21 protein-coding genes are annotated in these 21,869 nt (G+C 58.5%); 17 read left to right on the top strand and 4 right to left on the bottom strand.

Annotation, left to right across the window (positions count from 1 at the left end; all coding sequences use genetic code 11):
* Nucleotides 1-44 precede the first annotated feature (44 nt).
* From BM174_RS10835 to BM174_RS10755, 17 genes are all read left to right on the top strand, one after another.
* Complete coding sequence (locus tag BM174_RS10835; RefSeq protein WP_093923887.1) at nt 45-1,214, top strand: acyl-CoA dehydrogenase family protein; 1,170 nt, start codon at nt 45-47, stop codon at nt 1,212-1,214.
* Complete coding sequence (locus BM174_RS10830; protein WP_177209463.1) at nt 1,211-2,326, top strand: acyl-CoA dehydrogenase family protein; 1,116 nt, start codon at nt 1,211-1,213, stop codon at nt 2,324-2,326. Before BM174_RS10835 ends, BM174_RS10830 begins: the two co-directional genes overlap by 4 nt.
* Nucleotide 2,327: 1 nt before the next feature.
* Entirely contained in the window at nt 2,328-3,149 is an 822-nt protein-coding gene (locus BM174_RS10825; protein ID WP_093923886.1) for an SDR family oxidoreductase, read from the top strand.
* The gene (locus tag BM174_RS10820; protein ID WP_093923885.1) at nt 3,149-4,075 is read left to right on the top strand and encodes an SDR family NAD(P)-dependent oxidoreductase; all 927 of its coding nucleotides are present in this window, start codon (nt 3,149-3,151) and stop codon (nt 4,073-4,075) included. The genes BM174_RS10825 and BM174_RS10820 overlap by 1 nt, the downstream gene beginning before the upstream one ends.
* Before the next feature lie 24 nt (nt 4,076-4,099).
* Nucleotides 4,100-5,296 (top strand): acetyl-CoA C-acyltransferase, encoded by a 1,197-nt coding sequence (locus tag BM174_RS10815; protein ID WP_093923884.1) that lies wholly within the window; start codon nt 4,100-4,102, stop codon nt 5,294-5,296.
* Nucleotides 5,297-5,428: 132 nt separating this feature from the next.
* The gene (locus BM174_RS10810; RefSeq protein ID WP_093923883.1) at nt 5,429-6,421 is read left to right on the top strand and encodes an NAD(P)H-dependent flavin oxidoreductase; all 993 of its coding nucleotides are present in this window, start codon (nt 5,429-5,431) and stop codon (nt 6,419-6,421) included.
* 39 nt (nt 6,422-6,460) lie between these two features.
* On the top strand, nt 6,461-7,111 hold the full coding sequence (locus BM174_RS10805) for a histidine phosphatase family protein (RefSeq protein WP_093923882.1): 651 nt from the start codon (nt 6,461-6,463) through the stop codon (nt 7,109-7,111).
* Nucleotides 7,112-7,120: 9 nt separating this feature from the next.
* Nucleotides 7,121-8,149 carry a phosphotransferase family protein gene (locus BM174_RS10800; RefSeq protein WP_093923881.1) on the top strand — a complete coding sequence of 343 codons (1,029 nt, stop codon included), beginning with the start codon at nt 7,121-7,123 and terminating at the stop codon, nt 8,147-8,149.
* Between the two features lie 3 nt (nt 8,150-8,152).
* Nucleotides 8,153-8,944, top strand: coding sequence for an IclR family transcriptional regulator (locus BM174_RS10795; RefSeq protein ID WP_093923880.1), 792 nt, complete (start codon nt 8,153-8,155; stop codon nt 8,942-8,944).
* Between the two features lie 399 nt (nt 8,945-9,343).
* Entirely contained in the window at nt 9,344-10,588 is a 1,245-nt protein-coding gene (locus BM174_RS10790) for a branched-chain amino acid ABC transporter substrate-binding protein (RefSeq protein ID WP_093923879.1), read from the top strand.
* A gap of 87 nt (nt 10,589-10,675) precedes the next feature.
* Entirely contained in the window at nt 10,676-11,632 is a 957-nt protein-coding gene (locus tag BM174_RS10785; protein WP_093923878.1) for a branched-chain amino acid ABC transporter permease, read from the top strand.
* Nucleotides 11,629-12,960, top strand: a complete 1,332-nt coding sequence (locus BM174_RS10780; protein WP_093923877.1) for a branched-chain amino acid ABC transporter permease — start codon at nt 11,629-11,631, stop codon at nt 12,958-12,960. The genes BM174_RS10785 and BM174_RS10780 overlap by 4 nt, the downstream gene beginning before the upstream one ends.
* Nucleotides 12,957-13,718, top strand: a complete 762-nt coding sequence (locus BM174_RS10775) for an ABC transporter ATP-binding protein (RefSeq protein ID WP_093923876.1) — start codon at nt 12,957-12,959, stop codon at nt 13,716-13,718. The genes BM174_RS10780 and BM174_RS10775 overlap by 4 nt, the downstream gene beginning before the upstream one ends.
* Nucleotides 13,719-13,732: 14 nt before the next feature.
* Entirely contained in the window at nt 13,733-14,416 is a 684-nt protein-coding gene (locus BM174_RS10770) for an ATP-binding cassette domain-containing protein (RefSeq protein WP_093924035.1), read from the top strand.
* Entirely contained in the window at nt 14,413-15,615 is a 1,203-nt protein-coding gene (locus BM174_RS10765; RefSeq protein ID WP_425442359.1) for a serine hydrolase domain-containing protein, read from the top strand. Before BM174_RS10770 ends, BM174_RS10765 begins: the two co-directional genes overlap by 4 nt.
* The gene (locus BM174_RS10760) at nt 15,612-17,564 is read left to right on the top strand and encodes an acetoacetate--CoA ligase (RefSeq protein ID WP_093923875.1); all 1,953 of its coding nucleotides are present in this window, start codon (nt 15,612-15,614) and stop codon (nt 17,562-17,564) included. Before BM174_RS10765 ends, BM174_RS10760 begins: the two co-directional genes overlap by 4 nt.
* Nucleotides 17,565-17,574: 10 nt before the next feature.
* The gene (locus tag BM174_RS10755) at nt 17,575-18,450 is read left to right on the top strand and encodes an acyl-CoA thioesterase (RefSeq protein WP_093923874.1); all 876 of its coding nucleotides are present in this window, start codon (nt 17,575-17,577) and stop codon (nt 18,448-18,450) included.
* Nucleotides 18,451-18,526: 76 nt separating this feature from the next.
* Here BM174_RS10755 and BM174_RS10750 read toward each other — a convergent pair whose 3' ends face one another.
* The 4 genes from BM174_RS10750 to BM174_RS10735 form a co-directional block, all read right to left on the bottom strand.
* Nucleotides 18,527-18,898, bottom strand: coding sequence for a VOC family protein (locus tag BM174_RS10750; protein WP_093923873.1), 372 nt, complete (start codon nt 18,896-18,898; stop codon nt 18,527-18,529).
* Between the two features lie 67 nt (nt 18,899-18,965).
* Nucleotides 18,966-19,733 carry an SDR family oxidoreductase gene (locus BM174_RS10745; protein ID WP_093923872.1) on the bottom strand — a complete coding sequence of 256 codons (768 nt, stop codon included), beginning with the start codon at nt 19,731-19,733 and terminating at the stop codon, nt 18,966-18,968.
* A gap of 4 nt (nt 19,734-19,737) precedes the next feature.
* Entirely contained in the window at nt 19,738-20,505 is a 768-nt protein-coding gene (locus BM174_RS10740; protein WP_093923871.1) for an SDR family NAD(P)-dependent oxidoreductase, read from the bottom strand.
* Nucleotides 20,502-21,788, bottom strand: coding sequence for an acyl-CoA dehydrogenase family protein (locus tag BM174_RS10735; protein WP_093924033.1), 1,287 nt, complete (start codon nt 21,786-21,788; stop codon nt 20,502-20,504). Before BM174_RS10735 ends, BM174_RS10740 begins: the two co-directional genes overlap by 4 nt.
* Nucleotides 21,789-21,869 lie beyond the last annotated feature (81 nt).

The following is a 21,869-nucleotide window of genomic DNA, read 5'->3' as shown; positions in this document are numbered from 1 at the left end:
GGGCGTCCGCGAAGAGACGCTGATCCGAAATGGGAGGAAGATGAATGAGCACTGGTCAAACGTCCGATGGATTCCGTGCCGAGCTCCGCGAATGGCTTAAGGCGAATTGCCCAGTAGAGATGCGCGATAGCGGCATGTCCGAGGATGCCATCTGCTGGGGCGGGCGCAACTGGAAATTCACAAGTACAGCGCAAGAGCAATGGCTGAACCGCTGTGCCGAGAAGGGTTATACCGTCCCGACTTGGCCCAAGGAATATGGTGGCGCTGGTCTGACCCGTGAACAGGAAAAGATATTCAAGCAGGAGATGGAGCGCATCGGCGCGCGGTCACCGCTGGAGAGCTTTGGCATCTGGATGCTGGGACCGGCCTTGTTGCACTTTGGCAGCCACGACCAGAAGCTGGAGTATCTGCCGCCGATCGCGCGTGGCGAAGTCCGCTGGTGCCAAGGCTACTCCGAGCCGGGTGCGGGCAGTGATCTGGCGAATGTGCAAACCAGAGGCGAGGACAAGGGAGACCACTGGCTGGTCAACGGTCAGAAAATCTGGACGTCCTATGCTGACAAGGCCGACCAGATATTCGCGTTGGTGCGCACGGACCGCGAAGCGCCCAAGCACAAAGGCATCTCGTTTCTGTTAATCGAGATGGCCGAGGGCGGCGTTGAAACCCGTCCGATCAAGATGATCAGCGGCATCTCACCGTTTTGCGAGACCTTTTTTACCGATGTCAAAGTCCCGAAACACCGCATCGTCGGCGAGGAAAATCGCGGCTGGGATGTGGCCAAATATTTGCTGACCCACGAGCGTGAGATGATTTCCGGCGGCGGGGCGGGATTGTCGGGTGGCGGTCGTGCGCTGGGCGCGGTGTTGAACGAAACGCTTGATACGATGGGTGACACGCTGCGCGCTGATGCGATGCGTTGTGAGATTGACGCATTGGCCATTGGCCTGACGCTTGAGCGCTACAAGGATCAGGCCGAAGCAGGGCAGGGTGCGGGCGATGCCTCTGCCATGCTGAAGTACATGGGGACCGAGCTGAACAAACGGCGCCATGAATTAATGATGACCGCAGGCGGCTCGGATGCGCTTGAATGGGACGGACCGGTGGGTAACCGCGCAGGCGACTGGCTGCGCACCAAGGCAAATAGTATCGAAGGGGGCACGAGCGAGGTGATGCTCAGCATCATTTCCCGCCGTGTATTGGGGCTTCCGGCATGAGCAAACTTGTCCTGACAGAAGAAGAAACAATGTTGGCTGATATGGCGCGCGGCTTCCTTGACGGAGCCGCGCCCCTCGGAAAGCTCCGCAAAATGCGCGATGATGGCCAGCGGGGCGATCCCGCCTTGTGGAAGCAGATGGCCGAGATGGGCTGGGCCGGAGTGCTGGTGCCCGAAGACGCGGGCGGGTCCGACATGGGCTTTACCGCGGCCAATGTGATTGCGCAGGAAATGGGCAAGACGCTGGCCGTCTCCCCGTTTATTTCAACTGCCGTCATGGCCGCAACCGCCCTGCGTCAGGTGAGCGACGCGCGGGCGAAACAGGCATTGGCGCGGATTGCCAGCGGCGAGGTCACCTATGCGCTTGCTGTGGACGAAGGGGTCAAGCACGACCCTGATGCCACCCAGATGGCAGCACGTTCAGACGGCAACGGGTTTAGATTGAGCGGCAAAAAGACCTTTGTTGTGGATGGCGCTTTGGCCGACCGGTTGCTGGTACTGGCCCGCACCGCGGATGGCTTGACGCTGTTCGACATTCCTGCCGACCGTTCCGGCATCACGCGCACCGCCTCGAATATGATCGACGACCGCGATGCGGCGCGGATTGATTTTGACGATGTCGAGGCCACGGGCGAGGATGTGCTAGGTCAGGTCGATCACGCGATGGACGTTCTGCGCCCCGCACTTCAGGCCGGTCAGGCCGCCTTGGCCGCCGAGATGACAGGCCTTGCGGCCGGCGCGTTCGGCATGACTGTCGGGTATCTTAAAGAGCGCAAGCAGTTCGGCACAGAGATCGGGCGTTTCCAAGCCCTTCAGCACCGTGCAGCACATCTGTGGAGCGAGACCGAAGTGACGGCCAGCGCCATTCTCAACGCGGGTCGGGTGCTGGATGAGACTCCCGGTGACGCCACGCTTGCGGTGTCGCTGGCCAAGGCACGGGCCACGGCGACGGCAACGCTCGCGGTGCAAGAAGGCGTGCAGATGCACGGCGGGATCGGCATGACCGATGCCTACGATATGGGTTTTTACATGAAACGCGCACGGGTCGCGGCAGAATGGCTGGGTGACTACAGCTATCACGCCGAGCGCGTCGCGGCACTGAGAGGATTTTAAGATGGATATTCAGACGCTGTTCGGGCTGGAGGGCAAGACCGCTCTTGTGACTGGCGGGGCCACGGGGATTGGCCGCATGGCCGCAGAGGCGCTGATGCGCGCAGGTGCCACAGTGCTGATCGCCAGCCGCAAGGGCGACGCCTGCGAAGCCGTAGCGGCAGAACTGAACGCGCTTGGTGCCAGTGGTAAGGTCATCGGTTTTGCCGGTGACGTGGGCACCGAGGACGGGGTCGATGCGCTGGTTGATGCGGTGAAAGAGCGTACAGATACGCTTGATATCCTGATGAATAATGCGGGCATCACCTGGGGGGCACCGATGGGGAGCTTCCCTTTCAAGGCGTGGGAAAAGGTGATGGGGGTCAATGTCGCGGGCCTGTTTGATCTGACGCAGAAACTGCTGCCGATGTTGAAGGCTTCAGGAACCGTCGATGATCCCGCGCGGGTCGTTAACGTCGGATCCGTCATGGGCGAGCGCGAGATGGGCGATGGCGCCTACAGCTACTCCGCGTCGAAAGCGGCAGTGATCCATCTGAGCAAAATCCTTGCCAAGGAATTGGCGGGTGAAGCGATCACGGTGAATGCTTTGGCGCCGGGACCGTTTGTCAGCCGGATGACGGCATTTGCTACCCATGATGAAGACATGCGCAGCAAAGTTGGCAAAGACGTACCGCTTCAGCGGGTGGGCCGCGACGAGGACATCGGCGGCTGCATGCTCTTTCTGTGCGGGCGCGGGGGCGGCTACATCACCGGCGCAGTGATCCCCGTATCGGGTGGCATTAACGTGATGAGCGGCCCCAACATTTTTGAGCAGGCACTGCACTGATGGGTGATATCCGTTTTGACAACCGCGTTGCCATCGTGACCGGTGCTGGCGTTGGTCTTGGGCGCAGTCACGCCTTGGGGTTGGCGCAGCGGGGCGCGAAGGTCGTGATCAACGACCTTGGCGTGGCGCGCGACGGCTCCGGCCAGTCTTCGGACGCAGCGCTTTCTGTTGTGGCCGAGATCGAGGCGATGGGCGGCGAGGCCTTTGCCCATGGTGCGGATGTGTCGGATGAAGACGCGGTGAAGGACATGGTTGCCCAAACCATGGAGCGTTGGGGGCGGATTGATATTGCCGTCAACAACGCCGGTATCCTTATGGACAAGACCTTCGCCAAGATGGAGATGAGCGCCTTTCGCAAGGTGGTCGATGTTCATTTGATCGGCTCTGCAAACGTCTGCCATGCCTGTTGGCCGATTATGCGCGAACAAAAGTATGGCCGCGTGGCGCTAACGACCTCTGCCTCGGGCATGTACGGAAATTTCGGCCAGTCTAACTACGGTGCCGCCAAGGCCGCGATGCTGGGGCTGATGAACGTCCTGCACATGGAAGGCGCGCGCGACAACATCCGTGTAAATACCTTGGCGCCGACCGCTGCGACCCGCATGACGGCCGACCTGCTGCCGCAGACCGCGCAGGAATTGCTCGCGCCGGAAACCATCACACCGGGTCTGCTGTATCTGGTCAGCGAAGATGCGCCCTCTCAAGTTATCTTGGGGGCTGGTGCAGGGAGCTTTGCGCAAACGCGGATTTACGAGACCATCGGCATCACGCTGGAGGACGGCGACAACACCCCTGAGACCGTGGCCGCCCGTTGGTCCGACATCACCGACCCGACGGATCAGGAGCAAATTCCCGATGCCTTCGGCCAGACCAAGAAATATGCCCTCAATGCAGCCAAGGCCCGCGGGCTCAAGCTGGATTGGTAACTAAAACTCATCGGGAGAAACATCATGCGTGACGCCGTCATCGTATCCACCGCCCGCACACCGATCGGCAAGGCCTATCGCGGTGCTTTCAACAACACGACACCGCAGACCCTGAGCGGTCATGCCATCTCACATGCGGTTCAGCGTGCTGGCATTGATCCGGCTCTGATTCAGGACGTGATCTGGGGGTCGGCCCTGCAACAGGGCCATCAGGCAGGCAATATCGCCCGTCAGGCCGCCATCCGCGCGGGGCTGCCGGTGACGGTGGCGGGCATGTCGCTGGATCGCCAATGTGCTTCGGGCATGATGGCAATCGCTACGGGTGCTAAACAGGTGATCACCGACGGTATGGATGTGGTCATTGGTGGCGGCGTTGACAGTATTTCGATGGTCCAAACCCCGGAAATGCGCGTTAAGGCAGACCCGTGGCTCAAAGAAAACAAGCCCGAGATCTATATGTCGATGCTCGAAACAGCGGAGACTGTCGCCCAGCGGTACAACATCAGCCGCGAAGCGCAGGACGAATACGCCGCCCAATCACAGCAGCGCACCCATGAGGCGCAACAGGCAGGCAAATTTGACGATGAGATCGTGGCGCTTTCGACAAAGATGATGGTGCAGAACCGTGAAACCAAGGAAATCACCGAACATGACGTGACCCTTGAGAAGGATGAGGGCAATCGCCCCGGCACCACAGCCGAGATGCTTTCGGGTCTGCAACCGGTGTTCAAAGACGGCATCAACATCAAAGAAGGCAAAACCATCACTGCGGGCAATGCGTCGCAGTTGAGTGACGGGGCTTCGGCGTCGGTCATCATGGAAGCCAAGAAGGCCGAACAACTGGGGCTGGAACCGCTGGGTCGCTACATCGGCGTTATGGCCGCGGGGCTTGAGCCGGATGAGATGGGCATAGGTCCGATCTACGCGGTACCGCCACTGCTCAAGGCGCATGGTTTGACAATGGATGATATCGGTCTTTGGGAGCTGAACGAAGCTTTCGCGGTTCAGGTCCTTTATTCGCGCGACAAACTCGGTATTCCGAATGACATTCTCAACGTCAACGGCGGTGCAATCTCCATCGGCCATCCCTACGGCATGTCCGGTGCCCGTATGGTTGGTCATGCTCTGATCGAAGGTAAACGGCGCGGGGCAAAATACGTCGTCTGCACCATGTGTGTGGGCGGTGGCATGGGCGCTGCCGGCCTGTTCGAGGTCCTTTAACGCGAAACCGGCTGCCGTGGCCCGTGAGGGCTATGGCGGCCGGAACTGTCCTGCTACACCCTGCTAATTGATAAGAGGGGCGCGGCGCTGCCCGCTCTCTCCCCAGCTACTCAAACGCCTGAAAGAAATGCCATGCCTCGCGACGACACCCATCTGCCTCACGCCCTTCGGGGTCTGCGCATCCCGCTGATTGCTTCGCCTCTGTTCATCATTTCGGTGCCAAAGCTTGTGATCGCGCAATGCAAGGCGGGGATTGTCGGGTCGTTTCCGGCGCTCAACGCGCGTGAGGGAGCAGGAGAGCATCCGCTGCTTGATACTTGGCTGACCGAGATCCGCGAAGAACTCGACCGCCATAATCAGGCCAATCCCGACAGCCCAGCCGCGCCCTTTGCCGTGAACCAGATCGTTCACCGCTCGAACGAGCGGCTAGAGCGGGATCTGGAAATTTGCACCAGGCATAAGGTCCCGATCTGGATTACCTCGCTGGGCGCACGGGTCGAGGTGAATGAGGCTGCGCATTCCTGTGGGGGCATCGTGATGCACGACGTCATCAACAACAAATTTGCCCGCAAGGCGATTGAAAAAGGCGCGGACGGGCTGGTCGCGGTGGCTGCAGGTGCGGGCGGCCATGCCGGACAGCAATCCCCCTTTGCGCTGATGCGCGAAATCCGCGAATGGTTTAACGGGCCGGTTGCACTCTCCGGTGCGATTGCCACGGGCGAGAGCCTTCTGGCGGCGCGGGCGGCGGGCGCCGATTTCGGCTATACCGGCTCGCCGTTCATTGCCACCGACGAGGCGAATGCCGATCCGGCTTATAAGGATATGATCGTCGAGAGTGGTGCGGATGATATCGTGTACTCCTCGCTCTTCACTGGCGTCTGGGGCAATTATCTGAAGGGCTCGGTCAAGAATGCAGGCATGGACCCAGACAACCTGCCGACAGCCGATGTATCGTCGATGAATTTTGGGGCAGATCGGGAAAAGCCGAAGGCATGGAAAACCATCTGGGGTTCTGGTCAGGGGATCGGGGCAGTCAAATCTGTTGGACCCGCCAAGGATATCGTTGACCGCATCGCCCGAGAGTATGCGGCTGCGGGTGCAAAGCTCGCGGCAGAATTCTCCTGATGTTCAACAAATTATTAGATCATTCGGGAGGCGTTCTGCATGGCTGAGCTAGTGGTCATCCGGCACGGTCAGGCGGCCTTCGGGCAGGACAACTACGATGTTTTGTCAGACTTGGGGCGTACGCAGGCCCGTGCGGCGGGCACATGGTTGCGCGGGATGGACTGGGTTCCCGACCGTCTGATCTCCGGAACGCTTGAGCGGCAGCGCGATACGCTGACCGAGATGGGCTTTGCCGGAGACATCGAAGAGCACGCCGGACTGAATGAATATGATTTCGGTGACCTGCTGCGTGCACGGTTTGCTGGTGATGTGCCGGATTTGGTGCGTGGGGACCGCAAGACCCATTTCAGAACGCTGCGGGATACTGTCTTTCTATGGCAAGACGATGCAATCGAAGGACCGTCAGAGACATGGGGAGAGTTCACTTCACGCGTCGAAGATGCCCGCCGCTTTGCCACCGATACCGCGTCAAAGCGGGTACTGATGGTGAGTTCGGGCGGTGTGATTGGCCAGCTTGTTGCTGCCTCCTTAGGGGCGCCTGCAAGCCAGATGATGCAGCTTAACCTTCAGATCAAGAACAGCGCGATCACACGTTTTGTCTTCTCCGGCGACTTGTTCTCGCTGAGCGAGTTCAACGCGACACCCCATTTTGCAACGCCCGAAACGGCGGCGTTGCTCAGCTATAGTTGAGGTCAAAAGATGAGTGACACACAAACTCTCGATAAGGCGGCGGTTGCCCGCTATCTGCAAGACAACCTGCCGGGTTTTAAGGGACCGATCGAGGTCACCAAATTTCAAGGCGGGCAATCCAACCCGACTTTCCTGCTGAAAACGCCTGACCACGGATATGTCTTGCGCCGCAAGCCACCGGGCATTCTGCTGAAGTCTGCCCATGCCGTTGACCGAGAATTTCGCGTTCAAAGCGCGCTGGCGGATAGTGATGTGCCGGTCGCCAGGATGCATCTGCTGTGCGAAGACGACAGCGTGATCGGGTCGATGTTTTATATCATGGACCATGTACCGGGCCGAAATTTCAACGAGCCTTCCATGCCGGATGTGTCGGCGGCCGACCGCGGGCGCATCATCGACGAGATGAACCGCGTGCTCGCCGCGCTACATGACGTCGATATCACAAAACGCGGGCTTGCCGACTACGGACCCGAGGGCAACTACCTTGAGCGTCAGGTTGGCCGGTGGAGCAAGCAGTACAAGGCGTCTGAAACCAAAGCTATTCCTGCGATGGATGCTTTGATGAAACGTCTGGCAGAAGAAATGCCTGCTGATGACGGGCAGCGCACGTTGGTCCACGGCGACTACCGGCTCGATAACCTGATCTTTGACGCCAAAACCACGGATTGCCGTGCGGTGCTGGATTGGGAGCTTTCTACGACGGGGCATCCCTTTGCCGACCTCGCAGCGGTGATCATGCAATGGCAGATGCCGGCAGGCCCCGAGGGGCGCGGGATGGCAGGGCTCGACCGTGCCGCCCTCGGCCTGCCATCGGATGAAGATTTCATCGCGCAGTATTGCAAGCGGCGTGGGCTCGGCGGCGTCGATAACTTTGGCTATTTCCTCGGCTTCAACTTTTTCCGTATGGCCGCGATTATCCAAGGGGTGCTAAAGCGCGCGCTTGATGGCAATGCGTCCAACCCCGAGCGGGCGATGAAAGTCGGGCAGTATGTTCCGGTTTTTGCGCAACATGGTCTTGATGCTCTGGAGAGGAAATAACGCATGGAGACGCTCGATCCCGAATTCGCCAGCAAAGACCGGAATTTTGTCACGGCACTTGCCCGTGGACTGGAAATTCTGCGATGCTTTCGGGGCAACGAAGTTTCGCTGACGAACGGCGACTTCGCCGAGCGGACCGGAATGCCAAAAGCGACAATCTCGCGGCTGACCCATACGCTTTGCGCGCTGGATTATCTGGTCGCGGATTTGCGGGCAGGGACCTACCGGTTAAGTTCGGGCGTGTTGCAACTTGGTTTTTCGGCGCTCTCCTCGATGGATATCAGTGACCGCGCTGCACCCGAAATGCGCAGCTTGCGGGACGACGGGCCCAACCCGTTCATTACAATCGCTCTGGGGGAGCAGCACAGAACCGAAGTGGTTTACATCGCGACAGAAACATCCAGCGAGGATGTATCGCTGGTAATCCGTGTCGGTTCGCAGTTGCCCCTGTTCCGCTCCGCAATCGGCAAGGCCATTCTTGTGGGCATGTCTGACGAGCAACGTGACCGCGCGCTGGAGTTTGCGCGTGCGCAAAGCCTTGAAGAAGAGGCCGAGGCCCGGCGTCTGATGCAAGAAGCAATCACCGAGTTCACAGCAGTGGGTTTTTGCACCGGCTACGGCAATTGGCGTGCGGATGTGAACGGCATCGCCGTGCCAATTACCCAGTTTCAGGAAGGTCGTGTTTTCGGCCTGAATGTCGGGGGGCCGGCACATCGGGTTAAACCCAAGCAGCTTGAAGGCGTCTATTCTGATCGACTCATCGCCGCTGCTGCGCGGCTGACGATCAAACCCTGACAAGGGTCGGATTCGGCGTTCGGAGCATTCACGAGATTTTGCGGGCGTCAGTTCCGCTCTGCGGTACAGATCGACGTTTGGTCGATTACCCGCTACGCCGCCAGAATAAAAACTTCAAGATTTCTTCAGACAGCATAACAAATGTTGCGCGTCGGCGGGGAATTCTTTTCATATATTTAAAATTGTTACCCTTCAAAGGCTTATGTTGCGTTCCCGGACCAATTGGTGAGCGGTCTGCCTGCCGATCTGGCTGCTTGCATCCCCAAATGCCGCTTTTTTGATCTCCACCATCATTTGAGTTTACTTGACAGATTCACGGGGTGTGCAAGTCTCCTCTCCAAGGCCCACAAAATCTAAAATAATTCGCAAACAGCGTAGGGCCACATCTCGGGAGGACTTATGAAGAACATCACTAAATTCGGTGCAGTCTCTGCACTTTCACTGATCATCGGTGCCAGCAGCGCTTTTGCGGCCGATATCAAGATCGCTTTCATTGATCCGCTGTCTGGCCCTTTTGCCAGCACGGGCACCAATGGCCTGCACCAGTTCGAATTCGCAGCTGAGTACATGGTGAACGACAAGGGCGGTTTGCTGGATGGCAAGACGATGGAGGTTGTCGGCTTTGACAACAAGATCAGCCCCAAGGAATCGCTCATCCAGCTTCAGGTCGCGATTGACCAAGGCATCCGCTTTATCGTTCAGGGCAACAGCTCCGGCGTTGCGAACGCGCTGACCGAAGCCATCGAAAAGCACAACAAGCGCAACCCTGACAGCCGTGTTCTGTTTTTGAATTACGCCGCCGTCGATCCGGCGCTGACCAACGAAAAGTGCAACTTCTGGCACTTCCGCTTTGACGCCAATGCAGACATCAAAATGGATGCGTTGACCGATGTCATGGTTGAAAACAAAGACATCAAGAAGGTCTATATTATCGGGCAGGACTACTCCTTCGGCAAAGCGGTCTCCGATGCGGCCAATAGAATGCTGAAAGACAAGGCCCCCGAGATCGAGGTCGTCGGTGACGAACTGCACCCGATCGGCAAGGTGAAGGATTTCACGCCCTATGCGCGTAAGGTCGTCTCCTCCGGTGCGGATGCCGTGATCACAGGTAACTGGGGCGCGGATATGCTGGGTCTCGGCAAATCGATCATCGAGAATGGCTTTGAGGGTCCGATTTACACCTACTATGCAGCGGGCTCTGGCATCACGGCGGCATTTGGCGAAAGCGGCAAAGATCGCATCCGCTTGATCTCGCAGGGGTCCATCAACCCGATTGGCTCCGAAGAAGCGCGTGAACTTTATAACGCCTTCCTCAAAAAATATCCCGATGGCAACATCGACCAGAGCCGGATCTTCAACACGATCGGCATGTTGTCACAAGCCATCGAGGAAGCCGGTACTGCTGACGACGTGGTCGCCGTGGCGACAGCGCTCGAAAGCATGGAGTATGAAAGCATGTGGGGCGGTAAGCTCTTTATGCGTCCACAAGATCACCAGTTGATCCAGGATATGCATGTCGGCGTTCATACCAATGACGGTCTTGATTTCGACTATGACCAGTCGGGCTACGGCATCAAGAACGAATCCACTGTCGAAATGGCGTCCATGGACAGCCCCACAACATGCGAAATGAAGCGCCCGTAACCGCTTCCTGACGTAACGCTTGCCCTCCGGTTCCGGAGGGCAAGCTACGCTTTCGTATTTGTACCATTACTCTACCGGAGGGGCCACATGGACCTCATACTCGTCAATCTCATCGACGGGCTCGTTACCGGACTCCTGCTGTTCATGCTGTCTGCCGGTTTGACCCTGATCTTTTCGATGATGGGCGTTCTCAACTTCGCTCATGCCAGTTTTTACATGCTTGGCGCCTATTTCGCCTATCAGATCAGCCTCGCGCTGGGGTTCTGGTTAGGGCTCTTGATCGCGCCCCTGATCGTCGGGGTGATTGGCGCCGGAGTTGAGCGCTACGGGCTGCGGCGCGTCCACCAATACGGGCACGTCCCCGAGCTGATTTTTACCTTTGGTCTGGCCCTGCTGATCGAAGAGTTGGTGCAATTCATCTGGGGCAAGAACCAGATGCCCTATAACGTCCCTGACGTGTTGAACTTCACCGCTTTCTCAATCTCCGGAAACTCGATCCCCGCGTTCAAGGTCTTTATGATCTTTGTATCCGTCGGGATCTTTCTGGGGCTGCTGTTTGTCCTCACCAAAACGCGTGTCGGCATGATCATTCAGGCCGCATTAAGCTATCCGCGCACCGTCGAAGCCTTGGGTCACAATGTGCCGTTGATCTTTATGGGGGTCTTTGGTGTCGGCACGGCGCTTGCGGGTGTAGCAGGGGTGATTGCCGGTCCGGTATTGGGGACCTTCCCGGGCATGGCCTTTGTGCTTGGCTCCATCGTTTTCGTCACAATCGTGATTGGCGGGCTGGGGTCGCTTTGGGGTGCTTTGGTGGCATCGCTGTTGATCGGGTGGATCACGACCTTCGCTAAATCTTACAACATCGAAATGGAGGGCATCCTGAATGCCATCGGCATCGCGACGCCCGAAAATCTTTCTGACAACCCGCTGCGGGATTTCTGGGCGCTGACCAGCCCGCAGATTGCGGACATCCTGCCGTATATCCTGATGGTTCTCATTCTGATTTTCCGCCCACAAGGTCTTTTCGGAAAGCGTGAGTCATGATTGATCCAGTTACAGATGTGAAGGGCGCACGGCCCGATGAGCAAATTACCACAAACCCCGCCGACGCCTCGCAGCGGATGCGGATGCAAACACCGATGATCGCCGTGGCCCCCTGGGTCATTGCAATTCTGGTCCTGCTGTTCTTGCCCTTGGTGTTCACCAATAACTCGGCGCTGACCATCATGAACCAGATGTCGATCACCATCATCTTTGCACTCGCCTACAATATGTTGCTGGGGCAGGCGGGCATGTTGTCCTTCGGCCATGCGGTCTATGCAGGTGTGGGCGGTTTTGCCTGCATGCACATCATGAACATGACGGATTTCTTCGCCAGTATCCCGCTGGTCATATTGCCCATTTTCGGAGGCTTGTTCGGCATGGGGTTGGCAATGATCGTCGGGTCTTTCTCGACGCGTTCTGCCGGCACGGTCTTTGCGATGATCTCGCTGGGTGTCGGCGAACTGATCGCGGCGAGTTCGGTTATCATCGTCGCCTTCTTCGGCGGTGAAGAGGGTGTTTCAGGCGACCGGACCTATGCGCAACCATTCTTTGGCGTCGAATTCCTGCAACAGATCGAGGTGTACTATCTGACGGCGGCTTGGGTCATCGTATCGGCACTGTTGATGTTCCTGTGGAGCCGCACGCCGGTCGGGCGCATGGCGAATGCGGTGCGTGATAATCCCGAGCGCGCAGAGTTCCTTGGCTATTCATCGCGGTGGGTACGCTTTTACAGCTTTGTAGCGTCCGGTTTCTTTGCCGGAATCGCGGGTGGGCTGTTTGCCATCAACTATGAAATTCTGACCGAAGAGAACCTTAACACAACATCTTCGGGCGTGATCCTTCTGGTGACCTTCCTCGGCGGGGTCGGATTTTTCTTTGGTCCGATCATTGGCGCGGTCGTCTTCACGCTGGTCCAGACGGTTCTCAGCCTCCAGACCGAGCTTTGGGCGTTTTATGCGGGCTCGTTGTTTCTGGCGACAGTCATGTTCTTCCCGGGCGGGCTTGCTGGTCTGTTGATGATGCATGTGCCGGTCTTCAAGCTTGGCAAAGCGGGGCATCTGGTGATGCCCTACATCAAGACCCTGATACCGGCAGCGATTGGAGTCTTGGGGTTGGCAGCGCTTGTCGAGATGACGTTCCACTACCGGCATGCCGCAACGGGCGACAATGAAATGACCGTCTTCTGGACGACGTTTGACAGCCACACCTTGCTGCCTTGGCTCATTGCTGGCGCGATCACCATCATCGGTCTGGGCATCGCCCGTGCGACGGCACCTGACCTTAAAGAAGCCTGGAACGAGGCCAACACGGCAGGAGGTGGCGCATGAGTGTTCCGGCGCTTGAGTTGAACGGCCTGAAGAAGAACTTTGGCAAGGCCGAAATCATCCGCGGCATTGATCTGTCTATCGGCAAGGCTGAACGCCATGCGATCATCGGGCCAAACGGAGCGGGGAAATCCACCCTGTTCAACCTGATCACAGCGCGGTTTCCGCCCTCTGCCGGTACGGTGAAGCTGCACGGGGAGGACCTGACGGGATTGCAACCGTTCGAGATTAACCGGCGCGGACTAAGCCGATCTTTCCAGATCACCAATATCTTTCCGAAGATGACCGTCTTTGAAAACGTCCGCTGCGCTCTGCTCTGGGCGCAAGGCTATAAGTACAGCTTCTGGAACTTTGTGAATCGCAGTCGCAAGCTGACCGAAGGCACCGAGGCGATCCTTGAGCAGATCAACCTTGCAAACCGTCGCGATCTTCCTGCGGGCACGCTCAGCTATGCCGAGCAACGCGCCCTCGAGATCGGGATTACCATCGCGGGCGGCGCCAATGTCATCATGCTGGACGAGCCCACGGCCGGGATGAGCCATTCGGAAACCGACTACATTACCGACCTGATCCTGAAGGTCACCGAAGGCAAGACCCTGATCATGGTGGAACATGACATGGGGGTGGTCTTTGGCCTCGCTGATCGGATCAGTGTGCTGGTCTACGGTGAAATCATCGCCACAGGTGCGCCTGAGGCTGTACGCGCCGACCCCAAGGTTCAAGAAGCCTATCTGGGTGCTGCGCTGGAGGCAGAACATTGATCGAAGTTCAAGACATGCACGCCTATTACGGCAAATCCCACATCTTGCAGGGGGTGACGATGAATGTGCAGGAGGGCGAGATTGTCGCCCTTCTGGGCCGCAACGGAGTTGGCCGCTCCACCACCTGCAAAGCGATCATGGGGGAGGTTGAGCCGCATGGTTCGGTCAAGTTCAAGGGACAGGAGATTGCTGGCAAGAAGGCCTATGAAGTGGCGAATATGGGCATCGGATACGTGCCGGAAAATCGCGATATCTTCCCCGGTCTGACAACGCGCCAGAACCTGACGCTGGGCCTGAAACCCGGACAGAAGGATGGCGCCGGACGCTGGTCGATGCAGATGATGTTCGACATGTTCGAAAACCTCGACCGCCGCGCGGATGTCGAAGCCTCGGTCCTGTCGGGGGGCGAACAGCAGATGCTGACGATGTGCCGGACCCTGATGGGCGACCCCGATTTCGTCATGATCGACGAGCCAACCGAGGGGCTGAGCCCGCAGATGGTCCAAAAAGTGGCCGAGGTCCTGAAGGAAATCGCCAAGCGCGGCATCTCGACCTTGCTGGTTGAACAGAAATTGTCGATTGCCATGGATATCGCGGATCGCGTCTATGTTATGGGGCACGGTCAGGTGGTCTTTGAAGGCACCCCCGCCGAGTTGAAGTTGCGCGATGATGTGCGCAAGGAGTGGCTGGAGGTCTGATGTTCGACAACGCGCGGCTGACCCGCATCGCCGACTGGATGCAGGGCTATGTCGACGGACGCCGGTTTGCCAAAGCGTCGGTTCTTATAGCCCATCAGGGGCGTGAGGTTTATTATCACGATTGCGGTCACCGCAATCTGGCAACGCAGACCGCATGGCAGCGAGACACGGTCGCCCGCATCTACTCGATGACCAAACCGGTGACGTCGGTGGCGTTGATGCAACTGGTTGAGCGAGGATTGTTCAATCTCGACACCCCAGTGTCGGAGTTTATTCCCGAGTTTTCCGACATGCACGCGCTTGTGCCGGAGGCCAAATCTCTGGACCAGACCGCCCCCTGTGCGGCGCCGACCCTGCACCAGCTGCTGACACATACATCGGGCCTTAGCTATGCGTTCAATCCGGGCCTTGTGGGGCGCGCCATGATGGAACGTAGAATCGAGTTCAGGCCCAGCCAAGGCAGCTTGGCGGAAATGTGCAGCAAGGCCGCCAGCTTGCCGCTCGCCTTTGCGCCGGGGCGGCGCTGGGAATATTCGGTCGGCATCGACATCATCGGGCGCGTGGTGGAGGTTGTGACAGGCAAAACGCTTGAGCAATATTTCATCCAAGAAATCTTTGAACCGCTTGGCATGACGGAGACGCGTTTTTCGGTGCCGAAGGCTTCAAGCGACCGGTTCGCCGCCTGCTATACGCCACTCGCCGAGGGCGGTTTTACGACGGGGCGCGCGACCCACGGTGCAGATACGCTGAGGTTGATAGACGGCTCCGACGCCAGCCCTTTTCTTGCAGCAACCCTGCAAAGTGGTGGCGGCGGGCTGGTCGGTACCATTGATGACTACCTTAAATTCACCGAGAGCCTGCGCACTGGCGGCGACGGGATTATCGGCCCCAAGACGCTGAAGTTTATGATGCGCAACCATCTGCGCGGCGAGATAGCGGACATGGGCCCCTCCAGTTTTGCCGAACAACCGATGGAGGGCATGGGCTTCGGGATCGGGGGCGCTGTTGTGCTTGATCCGGCGCGGGCGCGTTGCCCCGGACACGTCGGCGATTTCAGCTGGGGTGGCATGGCGTCGACCTTCTTCTGGATTGATCCGGTTGCCGATCTATCGGTGTTGTTTTTCACTCAACTTATTCCCAGCAGCGCCTATCCGGCCCGATCAGAGCTCAAGGCGCTGGTGCACGGAGCGATGACATGAACAAAATCCTGTGGACCCCGACTGCGGAGCGCGCCGGGCAATCAACAATGGCGCAATTCGAGCGTTTCTTGTCGGCAACGCGGGACCTGACCTTCGACGATTACGATGCTCTCTGGGAGTGGAGCGTGACCGATCTTGAAGGGTTCTGGGCGGCGATTTGGGACTTTTTCGATGTACAGGCCAGCCGCCGCTATGACCGGATACTGGGCGAAAGGGCGATGCCCGGCGCCGAGTGGTGCCCCGGCGCGATGCTGAATTATACCGATCAAATTCTGAAAAACGCCCAAGGACGTGAAGACCAGCCTGCCATCATCAGCCAGTCAGAAACCCGTGGCCGCATCGAGCTTAGCTGGGGTGAGTTGCGCGCGCAGGTCGCCTCGGTTGCACATCACCTGCGCGAAATGGGTGTTGAGCAAGGGGACCGTGTCACCGCGATCCTCCCTAATACCGAAACCGCCCTCATCGCGTTTCTGGCGACCGCCAGCATCGGCGCGATCTGGTCGATCTGTGCACCCGATATGGGCCAAGTCGCAGTGCTAGACCGGTTCCGCCAGATCGAGCCTAAAGTGCTGATCGCGCAGGACGGCTATGTGCATGCGGGCAAAACCATCGACCGCCGCGCCTATCTTTCCGACATCAACGCAGGGCTGCCTTCTGTGCAGCATTTCGTGACCTTGAATGTCGTCGGCGATCTGCCTGCGGGGCATCGGGCGTGGGATAGCCTGACCTCAAGCGACCAGCTTTTCGAGAGCACGCAGGTCCCCTTCGATCATCCGCTGTGGATCGTCTATTCCTCCGGCACCACGGGCAATCCAAAACCGATTGTGCATGGCCATGGCGGCGTGGTGCTTGAGGCTGCGAAACAATCCCTGCATCACGATCTGAGCAGCGCAGACCGGTTCTGCTGGTTGACCTCTTCGGGTTGGATCATGTGGAATGCACAGTGGATGGCCTTGGGGCAGGGAGCCACGGTTGCGCTCTTTGATGGCGCGCCGAACCATCCCGATATGCTTGAGGTCTGGCGCTTCGCCGCCCAAGAGAAGCTGACGTTTTTCGGCGCGGGGGCGGCTTTCTTTCTCGGCTGTCTGAAGGCTGGTATCTCACCGCGCGCGGAAGTCGATCTCAGCGCATTGCGGTCCATCGGGGCCACCGGATCCCCGCTGAGCAGTGACGGGTACGACTGGGTGTATCGCCACGTGAAGGAAGACGTCTGGCTGGCGCCGATTTCGGGCGGGACCGATCTGGCGGGCGCGTTCGTTCTGGGCCACCCGGCGATGGCTGTGCGGGCGGGCGAAATGCAGTGCCGGGCGCTTGGAAACGCGGTGCGCGCCTTTGACGGGGCGGGAAATGAGGTTGTTGGCGAAGTTGGGGAGCTGGTCTGCACCGAACCGCTGCCGTCTATGCCCTTGTTCTTTTGGGGCGACGCGGATGGCACGCGCTTGTTTGAGAGTTACTTTGACACCTATCCGGGGGTGTGGCGGCACGGCGACTGGATCGCCATCGACGCCAAGGGCGCGAGCGTGATCTATGGCCGGTCGGATGCCACGATCAACCGGCGCGGGCTGCGCTTGGGCTCGGCGGAGATCTATCAGGCGGTCGAAGGACTAGACGATGTGCTCGACAGCCTTGTTGTAGACCTCGAATTTCTGGGCCGTGAAAGTTTCATGCCGCTGTTTGTTGTTCCCGCGCAGGGGGCCACGCTTGACGATGCCATGAAGGCGCGGATCAACGATGCGATCCGCAAAAACGTCTCGGCCCGGTTCATTCCCAACGAAATCGTGGAAGTAAAAGAAATTCCACGCACTCTTTCAGGAAAGAAACTTGAGGTTCCGGTGAAAAAGCTCATGTTGGGCGGCGACGCGGAGAGGGTCGTGAACCGCGATAGCATGGCCAATCCCGCAAGTTTTGATTTTTTCATCGCCTACGCTGCGGCACGGGTGCCTGCCTGAAGGGCCATTTATGACTACTGCTGCCGACGAGTTGCTTGAGCTTTTGAATATTGAAACGCTTGAGGTTGATCTGTTTCGCGGCGTCGGATCGGGGGGCGAAACCAGCACCCGCATCTTTGGCGGGCATGTCATCGCGCAGGCGTTGATGGCAGCCTACCGGACGGTGGAAGGCCGGCTTTGTCACAGCCTGCACGCATACTTTATCCGCCCCGGTGATCCAACGGTGCCGGTGATTTATCAGGTAGACCGCGCCCGCGATGGCGGCAGCTTTACCACGCGGCGGGTGGTAGCGATCCAGCATGGCAAACAAATCCTCAATCTGTCCGCCTCATTCCAAGTCGACGAAGAGGGGTGGGATCATCAGCATCCTATGCCAAAGGTCGGGGGTCCGGAGGAGTGGCCGACCCGCACCGATTTACGAGACAGCAACGTTGACAGAATCCCCGAAAAATACCGTGAGGATTTCCTGCGCGAGCGCCCGATAGAATTGCGCGAGGTCGCCCCGCGCGATTTCTTTACGCCCGATAAAACTGACGACCGTAACCATTTATGGTTCCGGATGGAGGCGGCAAAGGGGCAGGGCCCCCAGATGCAGCATTGCCTGCTGGCCTATGCCTCCGACATGAACTTGCTGGGGTCTTCACTGCGGCCGCATGGGGTTACGTGGTTTCAGGGCACACTGATGAGCGCCAGTCTGGATCATGCGATGTGGTTTCATGGGGCCATCGATTTCTCTGACTGGCATCTTTACGATCTGGACGCGCCATGGACGGGCAAAGCGCGCGGGTTTAACCGGGGCTCGATCTTCTCGGCGGACGGGAGATTGGTAGCGAGTACAGCTCAAGAAGGGCTCGTGCGCCCTATCAAACCCAAAGCCACGTCGTAGAGGCGAGCCTTTTCATCCAGGCGTTCGCGGCAGGCAGTCCGTCAAATATGCCAGACTGCCCGCCGGGTTTTGCGTATTAACCGAAAACGAAAAAGCAAAGTTTGTTGTTGTCGGGATCGCGCACATAGGCCCCATAAAAGCGGTCAGGAATGCGCTGACCGGGCTTGCCGTCGTCTGTTGCACCCACTTCGATGGCGCGCGCGTACATCTGATCCACGTCTTCTTTGCTGTCTGCTGAAAACGCGATCATCGCCCCGTTGCCGGCGGTCGGTGCATTGCCATCATAGGGTTCGCACATCGCGAGCATGGGCTTGTCGCGCCCCGAGGACAGAAAAGCGATGCGCCCGCTGTCAATGACGACTTTTGCGCCCTTGGATTCAAACAAATCGGTATAGAATTTCTTGGCGCGTCCCATGTCTGAAACGCCGATGGTTGCATAGCCGATCATTGCGGCCTCCTTAATCTTTGATGGGAGGGAAAGCAGGCGGCCCCTCTGAGCCCGCCTGTAGAATTTGTCAGAACTGGCCGAAGCGGCGGTTCAGCTTTCGCATACCGCCGATCCAGCGGTCATAGTTCTCGGTCTTGTTGCGCATATAGCCCATGACTTCGGGATGCGGCAGCACCAAAAAGGTTTCGTCCCTGATGGTCTGCACACAGGCGTCGGCAACAGGGCCGGGTTCCATCATGCCATCAATCGCGGCGACGTGGTCCTCATGGCCGCGGGTCATCTTGGTCCGAACAGCCTGCGGGCAGAGCACGCTGACCTTAATGCCCTGATCGCCATAGGTCAGTGACAGCCATTCCGCCAACCCTACGGCGGCGTGCTTGGTGACGCCGTAAGGTGCCGACCCGACCTGATTGAGTAGCCCCGCAGCGGAGGCAGTATTCAGCAGATAGCCGCCGCCCCGAGCTGCCATTTTGGGCACCAGATGACGCGCAGCCCAGACATGCGACATCACGTTGATGTCCCAGATCCGCTGCCAATCGTCGTCCTCGACCTCAACCCCGCCCGCGATCGAGATACCGGCATTCGAACAGAACAGGTCAATCGGGCCGGTCTCGGCCTCGACCTTGTCGATCATGGTAGTGATCTGGTCTTTGATCCGCACGTCCACTTGATGCGCCGTACCGCCCATCATCTTGGCGGTTTCCTCGGCACCTGCCATGTCGCGGTCAACACAAGCGATATGGCGCGCGCCTTCTTCGGCAAACCGCAGACACATGGCGCGGCCGATGCCAGAGGCCGCACCTGTGACGACGATGATTTTATCCTTCAGTTCCATAGCATCATGTCCACATATTGGAGCCGCCACAGACGGTGAGCGCCTGTCCGGTCATGTACTTGGACGCATCGGACGCCAGATAAACGGCAAGACCGGCAAAATCCTCCGGCTCGCCCAGACGCCGCAGGGGAATTTCTTCCATGATGCGCTTTTCGACCTCCGGATTGTCCCAAAGCTCGCGGGCAAACTCGGTCTTTACCAAACCGGGGCAAATCGCGTTGAAACGAATACCCTTGGGTCCGAATTCAGCCGCCAGATTGCGACACAGGCCAATCAGCGCAAGCTTTGACATGCCGTAGGTCCCCAGCATCACAGATGGCTTGAACGCCCCGATGGAGGAGGTGAACGCCATCGAACCCGAGCCTTTTTCGATCATGTCGGGGGCCACCATCTGGGCGAGCCAGAGGTTCGACTTCACGTTGGCGTTCATGGTTTTGTCATAGGCGTCATCGGGGATTTCCGAGGTCTTCCCGTAGTAGGGATTTACACCCGCATTGCCGATCACGACGTCGATCTTGCCAGCTTTTTCGTGGGTGCGGCTCACCAGTTCCTGCAACTGCTCCTTGTGGCCGACGTTGCACGAAACAGCATAGGCGCGGCCTTTGCCGAGGGCGTTAATCCCCTCGGCGGCTGCGTCCAGCTGGTCCTGCTTGCGGGCGGAAATCACAACGGTGGCCCCATGTTCGGCAAGTGCTGTCGCCATTGCCAGCCCCATGCCTTTTGAGGCACCGGTAAGCAGAGCGACCTTTCCCGTCAGGTCAAACAGACTCATACGCCGCCCCGTGTGCGGCCCGTGGCGATTTCCTTGCGGGCACGGTTGGTGCGGGCATTCGAGGACTGGTAATCCTTGACCTCGGCGCGGGCGATAACATGGTGGTGCACCTCATCCGGACCATCCGCATAGCGCAAGGTGCGTTGCTGGGTGTACATATTGGACAGCGGCGACCACTGGCTGATCCCTGTCGCACCATGGACCTGCATCGCTTCGTCGATAATGTTGCAGACCTTTTCGGGCACCATCGCCTTGATCATGCTGACCCAGATACGGGCTTCTTTGTTGCCGAGCGTATCCATCGCCTTGGCCGCCTTCAGCACCATCAGCCGCATCGCCTCAATCTCGATCTTCGCGCGGGAGATTGTCTCCATGTTCTTGCCGAGATCGATGATTTTCTTGCCAAATGCCTCGCGGGAAAGACCGCGTTCGATCATCAGATCCAAGGCCTTTTCTGCCGACCCGATGGAGCGCATGCAATGGTGGATGCGGCCAGGTCCAAGGCGTACCTGACTGATTTCAAAACCCCGGCCTTCGCCCCAAAGCATGTTCCCCTCTGGCACGCGGACGTTGGTGAATTTGATGTGCATATGGCCGTGGGGCGCGTCGTCATGGCCGAAGACATGCATCGGGCCGACGATTTCGACACCGGGGGTGTCGATGGGCACCAGGATCTGGCTTTGCTGGCGAAACGGCTCGGCGTCGGGCGAGGTTTTGACCATCGTGATCATGATCTTGCACCGCGGATCGCCCGCACCGGAGATGTAATATTTCTCGCCGTTTATGACCCACTCGCCATTTTCGAGCACAGCGGATGTGCTGATGTTCTTGGCGTCCGAAGATGCCATGTCGGGCTCGGTCATCGCAAAGGCGGAGCGGATTTCGCCGCGCAGCAGAGGCTTGAGCCATTTTTCTTTCTGCTCAGGCGTGCCGATCCGTTCAAGCACTTCCATGTTGCCAGTATCAGGCGCCGAACAGTTCAGCGTTTCAGGGGCCAACGGGCTTTTGCCAAGTTCAGCTGCGATATAGGCGTAATCGAGGTTGGACAGACCTTCGCCGGTTTCGGCGTTTGGCAAGAAGAAGTTCCACAGTCCGGCATCGCGGGCTTTTTGTTTGGCGCCTTCCAATAGTTCAAGCTGGCCCGGGGCATGGGACCAACGATCGGCGCGGCCTTCGCCCAACCGGTAATACTCTTCGGTGATCGGATCGACGTTCTCACGGATGTGTTTAATCACCGCCTCCAACAGCGGCTTGGCCTTGTCGGACATGGCCAGATTGTTCATTTCCATCGGTGTCTTATTTTCATCAAGCATCAAGTGCCTCCTTTGCAGTATTCTTCGGACCCTTCATTAGAAGGGCAGGTG

Source organism: Sulfitobacter brevis, from assembly GCF_900112755.1.
GTDB classification, from domain to species: Bacteria; Pseudomonadota; Alphaproteobacteria; order Rhodobacterales; family Rhodobacteraceae; genus Sulfitobacter; species Sulfitobacter brevis.
Note: the sequence above shows the minus strand (reverse complement) of the source record. Positions and strands in the feature narration are given on the sequence as shown.

Coding starts and splice junctions, on each gene's coding strand:
- BM174_RS10835 (WP_093923887.1), top strand. CDS start 45: ATGAGCACTGGTCAAACGTCCGATGGATTCCGTGCCGAGCTCCGCGAA.
- BM174_RS10830 (WP_177209463.1), top strand. CDS start 1,211: ATGAGCAAACTTGTCCTGACAGAAGAAGAAACAATGTTGGCTGATATG.
- BM174_RS10825 (WP_093923886.1), top strand. CDS start 2,328: ATGGATATTCAGACGCTGTTCGGGCTGGAGGGCAAGACCGCTCTTGTG.
- BM174_RS10820 (WP_093923885.1), top strand. CDS start 3,149: ATGGGTGATATCCGTTTTGACAACCGCGTTGCCATCGTGACCGGTGCT.
- BM174_RS10815 (WP_093923884.1), top strand. CDS start 4,100: ATGCGTGACGCCGTCATCGTATCCACCGCCCGCACACCGATCGGCAAG.
- BM174_RS10810 (WP_093923883.1), top strand. CDS start 5,429: ATGCCTCGCGACGACACCCATCTGCCTCACGCCCTTCGGGGTCTGCGC.
- BM174_RS10805 (WP_093923882.1), top strand. CDS start 6,461: ATGGCTGAGCTAGTGGTCATCCGGCACGGTCAGGCGGCCTTCGGGCAG.
- BM174_RS10800 (WP_093923881.1), top strand. CDS start 7,121: ATGAGTGACACACAAACTCTCGATAAGGCGGCGGTTGCCCGCTATCTG.
- BM174_RS10795 (WP_093923880.1), top strand. CDS start 8,153: ATGGAGACGCTCGATCCCGAATTCGCCAGCAAAGACCGGAATTTTGTC.
- BM174_RS10790 (WP_093923879.1), top strand. CDS start 9,344: ATGAAGAACATCACTAAATTCGGTGCAGTCTCTGCACTTTCACTGATC.
- BM174_RS10785 (WP_093923878.1), top strand. CDS start 10,676: ATGGACCTCATACTCGTCAATCTCATCGACGGGCTCGTTACCGGACTC.
- BM174_RS10780 (WP_093923877.1), top strand. CDS start 11,629: ATGATTGATCCAGTTACAGATGTGAAGGGCGCACGGCCCGATGAGCAA.
- BM174_RS10775 (WP_093923876.1), top strand. CDS start 12,957: ATGAGTGTTCCGGCGCTTGAGTTGAACGGCCTGAAGAAGAACTTTGGC.
- BM174_RS10770 (WP_093924035.1), top strand. CDS start 13,733: ATGCACGCCTATTACGGCAAATCCCACATCTTGCAGGGGGTGACGATG.
- BM174_RS10760 (WP_093923875.1), top strand. CDS start 15,612: ATGAACAAAATCCTGTGGACCCCGACTGCGGAGCGCGCCGGGCAATCA.
- BM174_RS10755 (WP_093923874.1), top strand. CDS start 17,575: ATGACTACTGCTGCCGACGAGTTGCTTGAGCTTTTGAATATTGAAACG.
- BM174_RS10750 (WP_093923873.1), bottom strand. CDS start 18,898: ATGATCGGCTATGCAACCATCGGCGTTTCAGACATGGGACGCGCCAAG.
- BM174_RS10745 (WP_093923872.1), bottom strand. CDS start 19,733: ATGGAACTGAAGGATAAAATCATCGTCGTCACAGGTGCGGCCTCTGGC.
- BM174_RS10740 (WP_093923871.1), bottom strand. CDS start 20,505: ATGAGTCTGTTTGACCTGACGGGAAAGGTCGCTCTGCTTACCGGTGCC.
- BM174_RS10735 (WP_093924033.1), bottom strand. CDS start 21,788: ATGAACAATCTGGCCATGTCCGACAAGGCCAAGCCGCTGTTGGAGGCG.